We start from the raw sequence: 13,047 nt of genomic DNA on the forward strand, positions 1-13,047 counted from the left end.
GGAGGGGGATGGACCGATGTCGCGTCGTCAGTGCGTCGTTCATGCGGTGCGACCGAACGTCCCGCTGTCCCGCAGGCAGCGGCCGAGCCGGAGCAGGCCCCGACGGGCGTGGCTCTTGACGGTGCCCAGCGGCCAGCCGGTCACCTCGGCGATCTGCTTCTGCGTCAGGTCGTCGTAGAACGCCAGGCCGAGAACGCGGCGCTGCGGGGCGGGGAGCCCGGCCAATTCGTGACCGATGATCACCCGGTCGATCACGGCGTCCGGCCGGGCGTCGGACTCCGGTGCCGTGTCGGGCGGCAACGACCGCGCCGCCGATCCGAGTTCGGTCCGCCGGGTCCTGGCGGACAGCGCGTCGGCGATCTTGCGGCGGGTGATCCCGGTGAGCCAGGCGGCCAGGGCGCCGCGCTCCGGGGCGAACCCGGCGCGCCCTCGCCACGCCGCCAGGAACACGGCCTGCGTGACGTCCTCGGCCTCGCGGGCGTCCCCGAGGGAGCGGCGCGCCAGGGTGTGGACCAGGGGGCCCCACCGCCGGTAGACGGCGGCGAACCCTGCCTCGTCGCCCGCCGTGAACCCCGCGACGATCTCCTCGTCGGCCGACGGTTCCCCGGCCGGAGCCCGCGGCGGCTCTGACGGGGAGACGGGTTCGACGGCCCGGCGTGCGGTCATGGCGATCACTCCTCGTACGGGAGGGGTCGGTTCCGGCCAGGAGGACCGGGGCCACTGCGCGGAGCCCGTGGGGCCACGGACCCCGCGCAGCCGGCCGCGGGAAGCGATTCGACTCGTCCAGCATGCGGAGCCGTACCTCGGTGCGACAACTTGCATCGACTCTGCATCGGATCAACGCCGCGCCATCGGCGCCACGGCCGGCCGCCCTCGGCGGACACTCCCCCGCCACAGGTCAGGGGCGTGCGGCGCGGAGGGGGCGGCGGGAACGCGTCCGGCTCAGGCGGGGCTGTTCCCGCCGATCCGCCTGAGCCGCAGCGTCCGGCGTTCTCCCGGGGTCATCCCGCCCCACATCCCGTCGGACTCCCCGTTGCGCAGTGCCCAGGCACCGCAGGCGCCGACCACGGGACACCGGCGGCACACCGACCGGGCCTGTTCGATCTGCCGCCGCCAGGGGCCGTCCTCGCGGATGGGGAAGAAGAGTTCGGGGTCTTCGTAGCGGCAGGCCGCCGACTCGCGCCAGTTCATGCGCCGTCCGCCGTCCCGGCCGTGGCGCGACGAGGGCCGCCGTGCGGCGCGGGACGGGCATGGCCGCGGGATGAAGACAACATGGGATCCTCCGCCGGTCGCCTGGCCACCCGTTTTCGGGCAGTCGTGTCCTCGGCGCGCGAGGCGCCGCAGGACCCGGCAGGGGTACGTAGGAATATAGGCTTTTCGGTTCTTTTCGGCCACCCCGGCGTTTTTTCACACCCCGTGCGCCGCATCCCGCATCCCGCACGCCGGGGCGCCGACGGTCAGACGAAGGCGCTCTGCCCGGTGATCGCCTTTCCCACGATCAACGTGTTCATCTCCCTGGTGCCCTCGAAGGAGTAGATGGCCTCCGCGTCCGCGAAGAAGCGCGCGACGTCGTACTCCAGGACGATGCCGTTCCCCCCGAAGATCTCCCGGGCCCAGGCCACCACCTCCCGCATCCGGGCGGTGACGTGCGCCTTCGCCAGGGAGGAGTGCTCGTCGCGGAACACCCCCGTGTCCTGGAGCCGGGCCAGCTGGAGCAGCATGCCCCAGCTGGAGGTGATGTTGCCGAGGCTCTTGACCAGCAGGTCCTGCACGAGCTGGAAGCCCGCGAGCGGACGACCGAACTGCTGCCGCTCGCAGGCGTAGCGGAGGGCGAGTTCATAGGCGCCGATCATGACGCCGAGGGCCTGCCAGGCGACGCCGCTGCGCGTGGCGCGCAGGATCTCGGCGACGTCGCGGAAGGAGGACGCGTTCTGCAGCCGGTCGGACTCCGGGACGCGGACGCCCTCCAGGGTGAGGTCGGCGTTCTCGACGATGCGCAGCGACGTCTTGTGGGCGATCTTCTCGACCTTGAGTCCGGGGGTGTCCCCGTCGACGACGAATCCCTTGACCTGGTCGTCGTCGACGTCGCGGGCCCAGACCACGATGTGGTCGGCGAAGGTGGCGTTGCCGATCCAGCGCTTGGCGCCGTCGAGCACCCAGCCGTCGCCCTCGCGCCGGGCGGTGGTGCGCATGCCGGCCGCGATGTCGGAGCCGTCGAGCGGTTCCGTGAGCGCGAACGCCCCGACGGTGTCCATCCTCGCCATGCCGGGCAGCCAGCGGTCGCGCTGGGCCTGGTCGCCCCCGGCGTGGACGGCGTGCATGGCGAGCCCGTTGTGGACGCCGAAGAAGGTCGCGACCGAGGCGTCGACCCGGCTCATCTCCATCGCCATCATCCCGGTCAGCAGATGACCGGCGGCGGGGCGGTCGTCGCCGTAGCCCTCGTAGGGCAGGCCGACCAGTCCGCTCTCACGGAAACGGGCGATCAGCTCCCTGGGGAAGGAGCCGTCGGCCCACTGCTCGGCCACCAGCGGCCGGACCTCTTCGCGCATGAACGCCCTCGTCCTGAGGAGCACTTCGCGCTCGTCCTCGGTCAGGGCGGCCTCGAAGTCGTAGAAGTCGGCGGCGTTCTGCTGTTCCGTGGGTGACGTCATGGGGCCCTTCTTCCACGCTCACGCCGGGCAATGCGCGCCGCGGAGCGTCACCTCCGCGCGTCCGCGTCCGGGGCCAGGGCCGGCGGGTCGGGGGGCGGGGGGTCGGCGGGCGGTGCATCCGTGGGCGTCCTTCCCCGCGAAGACGGTGCAGGTCCCGCGAGGTGGCGGGATCCCGAAGCAACCGAGACGAGGCAGGTGCCCCTTGCCGTCCCCGATGTCCTCGCCGTCCTCGCCGTGCGGGCCGTGCGGGCCCGACGTTCCGGAACGTGCGGTGCCGTGCCGGGCGACCGCGCGGAACCGGTGATGGGCCCCGACGCGCGCGCCGCCGCGAAGGCGTCCGACGCCGGGATCACCACCGGTTGCCTGGCGCGCAGGCTCGGGGTCTCCCCCACCACCTTGCGCAGCTGGGACCGGCGGTACGGACTCGGACCGGCGGTGCGCGACGAGGGCAGGCACCGCCGCTGGACGCCGGAGGACGTCGCCACGGTCCAGGAGATGTGCCGGCTGACCGCGAGCGGTGTGCCTCCGGCGGAGGCCGCGCGGATCGCGAGACAGCGCCCGTCCACCGCGGCGGCGCCGCGATCCGGCCTCCACGCGGCGCCCGCGGCAGACCCGCGGAGGGAGCCGGAGCGGACGGCCGCCGTGCCGTCTCCCCCACCACCGCACGCCGGGAGCGGAACGTCGTCCGAGCATCCGCGGCAGGCGTGCGTGGGACTGGCGCGCGCCGCGGTGCGCCTGGACGCCGCCGCCGTCCAGGAGAGGCTCGCCGACGCCGTCAGCACCCACGGGGTGGTCGGCGCCTGGGAGAAGGTGATGGTTCCCTCGCTCCGGGCGGTGGGGCGCCGGTGGGAGTCCTCGGGCGACCGCTACATCGAGGTCGAGCACCTGCTGTCCTGGCACGTCTCCACCACGCTGCGGCACGTCTACGTCACGTCGACCCTGCGGCACGCGCCGCACGCCGCGCCGCCCGTGCTGCTCGCCTGCCTGCCCGGCGAGCAGCACACGCTGCCGGTCGAGGCGCTCAGCGCGGCGCTGGCCGAACGGGGCGTGCCCGCCCTGGTGCTGGGCGCCGCCGTCCCCACCGAGACGGTCGTGGCCGCGGTCCAGCGCGTCGGGCCCGCGGCGGTGGTCCTCTGGTCGCAGTCGCGGTCCACGGCGAGCCTTCCGCTGGCCCGCCACATCGCGGCGACGCGCTGGGGGGTGCGCGGCGCCCGCACGCAGAGCCTGGTCATGCTCTGCGGGCCCGGCTGGAGCAGGCCGGCGGAGCCGGGCCTGACGTGCCCGGCCGGGCTGGGCGCGGCGGTCCGGATGCTCACCCCGGCAGGGTCCGCCTGAGCGGCACGGCCTCCGGCCGGCCGGCACGGCTCGCGACGTCCACCGCGGCGGTCCCGCGCTCCGACCAGGAGCGTACGTTCGTACACTTCGAGCCTACGATCGTACGCATGACGACGGACCACTTCGCGGGCGACCCCCGCACCCATCTGGAGCGGATGCTCGCGGGCGATCCCTACATCGCCGACGACCCGGAGATCGCACGCCGCCAGCAGCAGGCCGTCCGCCTGGCCACCCGCTACCTGGCCGCCTACGCCGAGGACGCCGACGCCGCCCGGCCGCTCCTCGCCGAACTCCTGGGCGCGCTGGGCGAAGAGGCACACGTGCGGCCGCCGCTCCACGTCGACTACGGCAGCAACATCACGATCGGCGCGCGCACCTTCGTCAACTACAACCTGACCGCGCTGGACGTCGCGGCCATCACCATCGGCCAGGACTGCCAGATCGGCCCCAACGTCCAACTGCTCACCCCCACGCACCCCCTGGAGCCGGAGCCCCGGCGGGACAAGCTGGAGGCGGCGCGGCCGATCACCATCGGCGACAACGTCTGGCTCGGCGGTGGCGTGATCGTCCTGCCCGGGGTGACCATCGGCGACAACTCCGTCGTCGGCGCGGGCGCCGTCGTCACCAAGGACCTGCCCGCGAACGTGGTGGCGGTCGGCAATCCGGCCCGCCCGGTGCGGAGCCTGTGAGTCCGCCGCCGTGGCCACCGGACACACCGGCCCCCGGCGCCGCGAGCGCATCCTCACCGCCGCCCTCGACCTCATCGCCGACGAGGGGGTCGCGGGCGTCTCCCACCGCAGGATCGCGGCACGCGCCGGTGTGCCCCTGGGGTCGACGACCTATCACTTCAGCGGCATGGACGAGCTGCTCCGCGAGGCGTTCCGGCACTTCTCGGACCGCATGGTGGCGCTGTTCGGCGCGTACGTCCCCCAGGGTCTCCGGCACGACACGCCGGACAGGCCCTGGAGCCGCGGGGACCGCGGGGCCGGGAGACCGCCGGGGACACGGGGCCGCGGGGCCGCGCTCAGGTGGCTCGACGCGGCTGGAGGTAGACCTCGTCGACGAAGCACCAGGCCCATGCGTCGCCGCCTCCGATGCCCCGTATCAACGGGTGCCCGCTGGACTCGAAGTGCGCGGTGGCGTGGCCGTGGCGCGAACTGTCGCAACAGCCCACGTGGCCGCAGGTGAGGCAGACCCGCAGGCCGACCCAGTCGTGTCCGAGGGCCGCGCACCGCGGACACACCTCGCTCCGCGGTTCGTGCTCCCGCTCGAGCGTTTCGATGTGGGCGCAGCCTCGCCCCTCCGGCCGGCCGCCGTCGGGGCGCGGTGTCCACCTCGTCATGTCGTCTCTCCTTCGCCGGCGTTCCCCCGCCGCCCCTGTCTTCGACCGCCGCGGGCCTGCCGGATGCGGCTCGCGCCGGAAACGTTCTCGGGGCCGGGTCCGGGTGCGCGGGCGGCGGCCGGCTCCGGGTGCGGCTGCGGCTGCCGGGTCCGGGTGCGGCTGCCGGGCGGACGTCCGGAACGGCACCTCCTCCGGGGTCCGCCGCACTATCGTTGCGGTCATGGCCTCCCACCCGTCGGTGCAACCCACCGTCTTCCACGCCCCCTTGCGCGATCAGTTCGAGGCGTTCCTCGACGAGCACCGGTCGGCGCTGCACGACAGCCTGAGCGGACTGACCGAGGAACAGGCGCGCAGGTCGCTGGTCCCGTCCAAGACCACGCTGCTGGGCCTGGTCAAGCATGCCGCGTTCGTCGAGAAGGTCTGGTTCGACGAGGCCGTCACCTGCCGGTCTCGTACCGAGATCGGCATCCCCGCCTCCCCCGACGAGTCGTTCGACCTCGACGACGACGACACGATCGCCTCCGTCCAGGACGCCTACCGGCAGGCTTGTGCGGCGTCGCGTCGAGCGACGGCGGACCTGACCCTGGACGACCTCCTGCGGGGCAACCGGCGCGGTCCGCTGCCGCTGCGCTGGGTCTACCTGCACACGCTGCGCGAACTGGCCCAGCACTGCGGCCACGCGGACATCCTCCGCGAGCAGATCCTCGCCGGTACGACGCACCCCCGCTGAGGACGGGGCCGTCCCGCGGCGCCCGCGCCGGGAGCCCGCCGCCCCGGTCGGGGAACGTCCCGGCGGGTCGCCGCGTTCTCACTGGGCCGACGCCGCCGACCCCGGGAGCACCATGTCCGAGACCTCGCCCACCGCCTCCGCCGCCGTGCCCGCGCTCCCGTCCCCGAGCGCACAGGCCGAGCGACTGATCGATCTGGGGGTGCACGAGATCGCGGGGCTGTCCGCGGCCGCTCTGCGCGCGTTCGCCGAGTCCGCCGGGGCTTCCCCGGAAGGCGCCGGCGCGCTGCTCGCCGTCCACCCGGACCGGGCACCGGCCTCCGCCCTGGCGCCTCTGCTCCGTCTCGACGGCAGACCGGGCTTCGTCGTCACCGACATGTCCGACGTGGACCTCTTCGCGCCGCTCGACGGCATCGCGCTGCCCGACGCCCCGCTCTACCTCCTCCCGGGCATCGACCGGGGCGACCACATGGCCGGCTGGAGCCCGGTCGAGGCCCTGCCCGCCCTCGCGGCGCGGGGCCGCACCCCGTTGCTGCTCACCGAGGGCATCCACTGGGTGCTGCAACTGCCCGCCGTGCTGGAACGCAACCGCTGCTTCATGACCATCGGCTCCCGGCTGCGCAAGGCCGACGGCGCGCTGGACGCCCGGACTCCGGCGATCTGGATCAGCAACGGCACCGGGCGGGACGGCCGCGAGCGCCGCAACGCGCCGAAGGTCGGCTGGTGCTGGGCGGGCAACCGGCACACCTGGCTGGGTTTCGCGTCCGCGACGGACCGCCGGGGCCTCGGGAGGTGACGCGTCGTCACCGTGCGGAGGAGCGGTAGCCGCCGCGGTCCCCCACGGGGCCGTGCCGTTCGTTCACACTGCTCGTGCCGTCCGCGGCGTCCGCGCCGCCCGCACCCTCCGCGCCGCCCGTGTCCTCCCCGCCGTCCGCGCCGTCCGTGTCATTCGTGTTCCGGCCGGGTGCGGCGGGCGTAGGCGCGAGCGGCGCGGGCGCGGTCGCCGCAGCGGGTGGAGCACCAGTGGCGGCGGCCGTGGCGGAGCAGGAAGCGGTTGCAGGGGGCGGAGCCGCACGCGGTGAGGCGCGCGGCCTCGGCGGAGGTGAGCAGGTCGGCGGCGTCGGCGGCGAGGGCCGCCAGCGCGTGGTCGAGGATCGCGGTGGTGGGGTGGGGGGTGACGCGGTAGGGGCCGCTCCTGTCGTCCCACTGCAGCAGCGGGGCCGTGGGGACGCGGGTCATCGCGTCGTTGACGGCGGCGAGCGCGGCGGGGAGGGCGGGGAGCCCCCCGGCGCGGGAGGCGAACAGTGATCTGACCTGTTCGCGCATCGAGCGCAGTTGCGCCGCGCACATCTCCCGCATGCCGATGTCGACGGGGGCGAGCCCGCGTTCGGTCAGCCAGCGGTTGGCCCGCGCGGGAGTCCCCAGGAGATCGACCGTGTGTCCGCCGGGCAGCGCGATCGCGCTGTTGGCGAGGGCGAGGGAGAGGTGCTCCTCCTCGCCGTGGGCGGGCGGCACGTCGAGTTCTTCCGGCACGGACTCCTCCATGCCTCTCATGGTAAGGCTTGCCCTCATCCGTGAGAAACACCTACAGTCACCTCACGGTTCAAACGATTCCATCCGTGAGGTGTCTTCCGTGTCCCCTGCCGTGCCGAACGACCAGTTCCCCGTCCGCGTTCTCGGCGGCCCGACCGCCCTCTTCGAGTACGGCGGCCTGCGTTTCCTGACCGACCCGACCTTCGACGGCCCCGGTGACTACCCCTCCCAGGGCCCGACCCTGACCAAGACCGCGCCCTCCACGGCGGCCCCCGCCGATCTCGGTCCCGTCGACGTCGTCCTGCTCTCGCACGACGAGCACGCCGACAACCTCGACCGCTCCGGCCGCGCCCTGCTCGCCGACGTACCCCTCACCCTCACCACCCCCGGCGGCGCACGGCGCCTCGGCGGGAAGGCCGAGGGCCTGGCCGACTGGGAGTCCGTCGAGCTCGACCGGCCCGGCGGCGGCACCGTGACCGTGACCGGTGTGCCCGCCGTCCACGGCCCCGGAGCGCGGGAGGAGGTCGAGCCGCTCACCGGCGAGGTCGTCGGCTTCGTCCTGACCGGTGCGGGCCTGCCCACGGTCTACGTCAGCGGCGACAACGCCTCACTCGACGCGGTCGAGGAGGTCGCCGCCCGCTTCGCCCCGGTGGACACCGCCCTCCTCTTCGCCGGAGCCCCCCGCTTCCCCGTGCTCTTCGGCGGCGGGCTGCTCGTCCTGGACAGCGCCCAGGCCGCCGAGGCCGCCCGGACGCTCGGCGCCCGTCGCGTCGTCCCCGTCCACTGCGACGGCTGGGCCCATTTCACCGAGGGCCGCGACGAGCTGGAAGCCGCCTTCGAGGCGGCCGGGCTGGCCGACCGTCTGGACCGGGACTGGATCCAGCGCGCCTGAACCACCCGTCCACGGCGTCGAGGCGGACGCACGGTGCGCCGGCGCACGGCGGTCGTCCGCCGACGCCTCGTCAGCATTCGTACGGGGCAGGCCGGTCGAGGGTCCCGGTGAGAACTCCGGCCTGACCGCTGCGGGACGGGGAAGGCGACCCGGCATGGATGCGGTGGCGATGACGACGACGTACGCGCGGCGCCTGGCCGCGGTGCTGGCGGCCCTTCCCCTCGTCGCCGGGTGCGGCGGCACGGGACACGACGGACGGGACGACGCCCGGACCGCCGCAGGACCGCCGGTCACCGGCCCGGGGACGCACCTGGTGATCACCACGGACAACGGGGTGCGCCTGCGGCCCGCGGACGGCGACCGGGTCGTCGTCGACCGGGGCGTCGCCCACCGCTGGACGCACCACGACGACACCTGGGTCGTGGACCTGTCGTGCGCCCGGCCGCCCGAGGCGGACGGGCCGTGCCCGCGCATGCCCGAGATCGACGTCCCCGCCGGCGCGTCCGTCACCGTCACCGCCCGCGACGCCGGCATCGACGTGGCGGGCATCGACGCCGCCCTGGACCTGACGACCGTCAACGGCGACGTGACGGTGACCGGTTCCGGAAACGGAGCGGACGCGCGAGGAGCGGCGGCCGCGCCGGTACGACTGGCGACCCGGAACGGTTCGGTGCGCGCGGACGCCCTGCGGGTCACGGCGCTGCGCGCGGAGACGGTGAACGGTGACGTGGTGCTCCACTGCGCCACCTCGCCGACCGGCGTCGCGGCGGCCACCACCAACGGCTCGGTCCGCGTCGTCGTGCCGCACGACGCGCCCCGCTACCGCGTCACGGCGACCACAGGCAACGGCCGGCCGTCGGTGTCCCTCCCCACCGACGGCGCGCGGGACGACCGCACCATGACCCTGACCACGGCCAACGGCGACGTCGGCGCCGCCCGGGGGTGAGGCACCCGAGGGACCGGTCGCGGTCGTCTGCGCCGTGGTCGCCCCGTGCCGGCCACGGGCATGCCCGCCGGGCGCACGCGTTCGCGCGACGGCGACGGGTGACGGGTGACGGGCCGGCTCACCGAACCCGACGACCGGCTGCGCGACAAGGCCCGCCGCGGGGAAGGCCGCGAGGCCGACCCGGCGGCCGCGAGCGGGGAACGGACGAGAGTTCCGGCAAGCGGGGTGACCGCCGGTGTGATCACCGCGAGGTGGCCGGCGCGGTCGCCCTCACGTTCCGCACCGGAATCGTCAGCGCCGCCCCGCGAGTCCCGCCGAGCCGGCGGCGGCCGTCTCGAGCTGACCGGGTACGGCGGCCGGCAGCGCGGTGAGGGCTCCGGCGGGCGGGTTGAGGTTGACGATGCCGGACCGGACCTTGACCGTGCTGACCACCCGGCTCTGCGTGTCCCCGATCAGCAGGCAGGAGTCGAACGCCTCCTCGCGGACGTAGATCCGAGGGCCGTTCACGTCGGTCCAAAGGGTGCCGTCGGCGGCTTCTCCGTAGACGTACGACCAGGTGTTGCCGGTGTTCAGGACGTACGCCTCGCCGCCGGGCGGAATGTTCCACCAACCGCGCGTTCCCCAGCGGCCGTAATCGGCGCAGGTATCGGGGCTGAAGAAGAGGATGGCGGTGGAGACGGTCAGGTGGTATCGGTTGCGGATGCGAAGTTCCATGATCAGCTCTCTCCTTCCTGGAACCGTACGCGCAGTGGCCTGAGGTCCACGGCCTCGTTGCACGGGGGGAGTTCGTGGTTCGACGTCCCGTCGCTCCCGGCGGAGCGGGACGGCGGCGGGGCGGCGCCGAAGGCGGACGTCGAATCCGTCGGCCGCGGCTCGCTCCCCTGCCGCTCCTGGAACTGCTGCCGCAGCGGCCTGGGCTCGACGCCCCCGTCGTCGGCAGGGAGCTGCTCGTCCGTTTGCGGGGCGGAGCCGCCGTCCCGCGGGGAACCGGCGTCCTGAGCCGCGTGGAATGCCGCCCACAGGTCGGCGTCGGCCCGGTGTGACGCCGTCCCGGTATCGAAGTCGGCGGTGGGATCAGGTTGTTTTCGCAGGGCGCTGTCGCTCATCTTTCCTCCCTGTGTCCGTTGACCCGACGGATGGTGGAAGAGAGCGCGAGGAGGCACGGGTTCCGTGCGCCAAATTCCGCTCAAACGCCCTCATTTACCACGATAGAACCGTCTGGTTCATCCGGCATCATCCCGAGCGGGGGCACGCTCGGCCGAAGGGCGAGCGCGACGGGCGGGCGGCCCGCGCGGCACGGCAAGGGGACGACGGCGAGGCCGTCGGTGCGCGCGGCCGGCTCGACGAGGCCCGCGCCCTCGTCGACCCCCTCGCACCAACACCCGTCCCGACGGCGCCAGTCCGCTTCGCGCGGCGGTGTGATCGGTTTGCGGGCCCTCTGCGGGAGTGGGTCACTGGAGGGAGAGGAAAGTCCGAAAAACCTTTATGCGAAGGAAAATTCAATGGTTCACCATCATACTGTCCAGCATTCCACGACCGCGGCCTGGTCGGATTTCTGCGCCATCGCCCCCAGCCCGGAACTGCGCGAGAGGATGCGGCGGGAACTCGAGCGGGTCCGAGGGGAATCGGACCTGACGAGCATCTTCAGCCTCGGCGGTCCTCCCCGGCCTCTCGGGTTCGACGACGGCACCATCGTCCCGCCCGACGAGTTCCCCCCCGGCACTCCGCACGAGGCCATCCGCACCGCGGCCGCCGCCCGCTCGCCGCTGAGCGGCGTGGTGCGCGTCGTCGTCGTCCTCGCGGACTTCCAGGACAAGCCGATGACCACGGACAGGGAGCACTTCGAGAAGCTGTTCTTCTCCCTCGGTGAGCTCCCGCACGGCAGTGTCCGCGACTACTACCGCGAAGTGACACACGGCCTGGTGGACATCGTCGGCGAGATCATCGGTCCCGTCCGGATGCCGCAGAAGCTCTCCTGGTACGCCAACGACAACTTCGGCATCGGACGCCCGACGGGGCAGGCGCGGGCCCAGATCATGGCCCGGGACGCCGCCGTCGTCGCCAACCCCCTCGTCAACTACGCGCCGTACGACAACGACGGCAACGGTTTCGTCGACGCCTTCATGGTCCTGCACTCCGGCCCGGGTGGCGAGGCCACCGGCAACCGCGGGGACATCTGGTCGCACAAGTGGGTCCTGCCGAGTGCGTACAACGCCGACGGATCCCGGATCTACGGCTACCTCACGATCCCCGAGGACGCCAGAATCGGTGTCTGCGCCCACGAGCTGGGGCACCTGCTGTTCGGTTTCCCCGACCTGTACGACATCGACGGCTCGTCGGAAGGGATCGGCGACTGGTGCCTGATGGGCGGGGGCTCATGGGGCGGGGGCGGTGACATCCCGACACACCCGTCGGCGTTCTGCAAGATCCAGCAGGGGTGGGCCAAGGCCGTCGACGTCACGAGCGACGGGACCCTGTCCATCCCCGACATCAAGAACGGCTTCGAGGCCTACCGGTTGTGGACGGACGGTCTGCCGGGGAGCGAGTACTTCCTGCTGGAGAACCGCCAACGCACCGGTTTCGACGTGTCGTTGCCCGCCGGCGGAATTCTGATCTCGCACATCGACACCGGCCAGCGGGACAACTCGGACGAGAACCACTACATGGTGGGCCTGGTCCAGGCCGACAACCAGCGCGACCTGGAGTGGGGGACGAACCGCGGTGACGACGGCGACCCCTACCCCGGGAGCACCGGCAACACCTCGTTCACCTCGTCGAGCAACCCCGCGTCCCTGTCCTACGCCGGAGCCCCGACCGGTGTGTCCGTCAAGGACATCTCGGCGTCGGCGGCGACGATGACCGCCACGGTGTCGGTTTCGGCTGCGGGCACCGCGCGCGGGCCGCTCGGTGCCGCGGCCCGCCAGGAGGCGGAGGCCGTACCGGAGCTGGTCGAGGCCCTGCACGACCTCCGGGAACGGCTCGCCGCCCTGGAACACGCCGTGTCGAACTCCCCCTGGGTGGGGGCCGAGGCCTTCCTGAGGCAGAGCCTGCGCCCCGAGCCGAGGGAGACGGCGAGCGGCTCACCGCCCTTCGCCAAGGCGGGCAGCGCAGAAGGCGGGTACCGGCACGACGGCCCGTCCCACCCGTGACCGTCAGCCATGGTGCAGGCGGTCGACAACCGTACCGATCTGACCGTACGGCTGGTCGGCACGGGTCCACATCCGCGGCTGGAGGCCTGGGACCGGGCGGAGGTGGCCGTGGTCGGCGCCGAGCCGGTGGCCGGCTACGCCGACCTGCTGTCAGGAAACGTCGGACAGCACATGCTGCTCGCCGTGCCCAGCGGACTTCTGGCGGACGCGGTACCCGGGTCCACCATCCGCGTGAGGGCCAGGCTGGCCGCAGGTGAGGCGATGGCCGAGAGCAGGCCGCCCCCGGGTCGTTTCGCCGTCGAACCGCCGCCGTGAGAAGCGTGCGCCGGTGAAGGGGACGGACTGCGCCGGTCCCCTTCACCTCGCGTGCGCCCGCCGGGCCGGGTCGACGTGTGCCGGCAGCCGTTCGCGCCGGTCGGCCACACGGTTGTCGACGCTTCACGCGACCCGAGGAAGTTCCCCGCGCCCCGGC

15 protein-coding genes and 1 pseudogene are annotated in these 13,047 nt (G+C 73.5%); 9 read left to right on the top strand and 7 right to left on the bottom strand.

The genetic code is table 11. The features are described 5' to 3' along the window. Positions 1–39: 39 nt before the first annotated feature. From ACF09K_RS16425 to ACF09K_RS16435, 3 genes are all read right to left on the bottom strand, one after another. Positions 40–666, bottom strand: a complete 627-nt coding sequence (locus ACF09K_RS16425) for an RNA polymerase sigma factor (RefSeq protein ID WP_392244102.1) — start codon at positions 664–666, stop codon at positions 40–42. A 276-nt stretch (positions 667–942) separates the two neighbouring features. Next, the gene (locus tag ACF09K_RS16430) at positions 943–1,191 is read right to left on the bottom strand and encodes a WhiB family transcriptional regulator (RefSeq protein ID WP_392244104.1); all 249 of its coding nucleotides are present in this window, start codon (positions 1,189–1,191) and stop codon (positions 943–945) included. A gap of 266 nt (positions 1,192–1,457) precedes the next feature. Continuing rightward, the gene (locus tag ACF09K_RS16435; protein ID WP_392244106.1) at positions 1,458–2,651 is read right to left on the bottom strand and encodes an acyl-CoA dehydrogenase family protein; all 1,194 of its coding nucleotides are present in this window, start codon (positions 2,649–2,651) and stop codon (positions 1,458–1,460) included. A 303-nt stretch (positions 2,652–2,954) separates the two neighbouring features. Here ACF09K_RS16435 and ACF09K_RS16440 point away from each other — a divergent pair, with 303 nt between their 5' ends. The 3 genes and pseudogenes from ACF09K_RS16440 to ACF09K_RS16450 all read left to right on the top strand — a co-directional run. Next, positions 2,955–3,986, top strand: a complete 1,032-nt coding sequence (locus ACF09K_RS16440) for a MerR family transcriptional regulator (protein ID WP_392244532.1) — start codon at positions 2,955–2,957, stop codon at positions 3,984–3,986. A 107-nt stretch (positions 3,987–4,093) separates the two neighbouring features. After that, a complete protein-coding gene (locus tag ACF09K_RS16445) occupies positions 4,094–4,675 on the top strand; it encodes a sugar O-acetyltransferase (protein WP_392244108.1) in 582 nt (193 codons plus the stop codon). A 10-nt stretch (positions 4,676–4,685) separates the two neighbouring features. Further along, positions 4,686–4,913, top strand: a pseudogene (locus ACF09K_RS16450) (TetR/AcrR family transcriptional regulator); the annotation flags it as partial. Between the two features lie 97 nt (positions 4,914–5,010). On the opposite strand, the gene ACF09K_RS16455 reads toward ACF09K_RS16450, so the two are convergent. Then, a complete protein-coding gene (locus ACF09K_RS16455; RefSeq protein ID WP_392244110.1) occupies positions 5,011–5,328 on the bottom strand; it encodes a UBP-type zinc finger domain-containing protein in 318 nt (105 codons plus the stop codon). Between the two features lie 220 nt (positions 5,329–5,548). Between ACF09K_RS16455 and ACF09K_RS16460 the strand changes: the two genes are divergently transcribed. Next, complete coding sequence (locus ACF09K_RS16460; protein ID WP_392244112.1) at positions 5,549–6,058, top strand: DinB family protein; 510 nt, start codon at positions 5,549–5,551, stop codon at positions 6,056–6,058. Positions 6,059–6,170: 112 nt separating this feature from the next. Then, positions 6,171–6,851 (top strand): DUF5701 family protein, encoded by a 681-nt coding sequence (locus ACF09K_RS16465; RefSeq protein ID WP_392244114.1) that lies wholly within the window; start codon positions 6,171–6,173, stop codon positions 6,849–6,851. A 149-nt stretch (positions 6,852–7,000) separates the two neighbouring features. Here the strand turns inward: ACF09K_RS16465 and ACF09K_RS16470 are convergent, their stop codons facing one another. Beyond that, the gene (locus ACF09K_RS16470) at positions 7,001–7,600 is read right to left on the bottom strand and encodes an ABATE domain-containing protein (protein WP_392244116.1); all 600 of its coding nucleotides are present in this window, start codon (positions 7,598–7,600) and stop codon (positions 7,001–7,003) included. An 88-nt stretch (positions 7,601–7,688) separates the two neighbouring features. On the opposite strand from ACF09K_RS16470, the gene ACF09K_RS16475 reads away from it, so the two are divergent. Together ACF09K_RS16475 and ACF09K_RS16480 are read left to right on the top strand one after the other, a co-directional pair. Beyond that, positions 7,689–8,480 carry an MBL fold metallo-hydrolase gene (locus ACF09K_RS16475; RefSeq protein ID WP_392244118.1) on the top strand — a complete coding sequence of 264 codons (792 nt, stop codon included), beginning with the start codon at positions 7,689–7,691 and terminating at the stop codon, positions 8,478–8,480. 169 nt (positions 8,481–8,649) lie between these two features. After that, a complete protein-coding gene (locus tag ACF09K_RS16480) occupies positions 8,650–9,426 on the top strand; it encodes a DUF4097 family beta strand repeat-containing protein (RefSeq protein ID WP_392244119.1) in 777 nt (258 codons plus the stop codon). A 291-nt stretch (positions 9,427–9,717) separates the two neighbouring features. Here the strand turns inward: ACF09K_RS16480 and ACF09K_RS16485 are convergent, their stop codons facing one another. Both ACF09K_RS16485 and ACF09K_RS16490 read right to left on the bottom strand, forming a co-directional pair. Next, positions 9,718–10,140: a hypothetical protein gene (locus ACF09K_RS16485; protein ID WP_392244121.1), complete on the bottom strand. Its 423-nt coding sequence runs from the start codon at positions 10,138–10,140 to the stop codon at positions 9,718–9,720. A gap of 2 nt (positions 10,141–10,142) precedes the next feature. Then, on the bottom strand, positions 10,143–10,532 hold the full coding sequence (locus tag ACF09K_RS16490) for a hypothetical protein (protein WP_392244122.1): 390 nt from the start codon (positions 10,530–10,532) through the stop codon (positions 10,143–10,145). Between the two features lie 396 nt (positions 10,533–10,928). Here ACF09K_RS16490 and ACF09K_RS16495 point away from each other — a divergent pair, with 396 nt between their 5' ends. Together ACF09K_RS16495 and ACF09K_RS16500 are read left to right on the top strand one after the other, a co-directional pair. Continuing rightward, the gene (locus ACF09K_RS16495; protein ID WP_392244124.1) at positions 10,929–12,575 is read left to right on the top strand and encodes a M6 family metalloprotease domain-containing protein; all 1,647 of its coding nucleotides are present in this window, start codon (positions 10,929–10,931) and stop codon (positions 12,573–12,575) included. A 9-nt stretch (positions 12,576–12,584) separates the two neighbouring features. After that, entirely contained in the window at positions 12,585–12,890 is a 306-nt protein-coding gene (locus tag ACF09K_RS16500; protein ID WP_392244126.1) for a hypothetical protein, read from the top strand. The last annotated feature ends 157 nt before the right edge of the window (positions 12,891–13,047 follow it).

This window comes from Streptomyces sp. NPDC014882, assembly GCF_043081325.1.
In the GTDB taxonomy this organism is placed as follows: domain Bacteria; phylum Actinomycetota; class Actinomycetes; order Streptomycetales; family Streptomycetaceae; genus Streptomyces.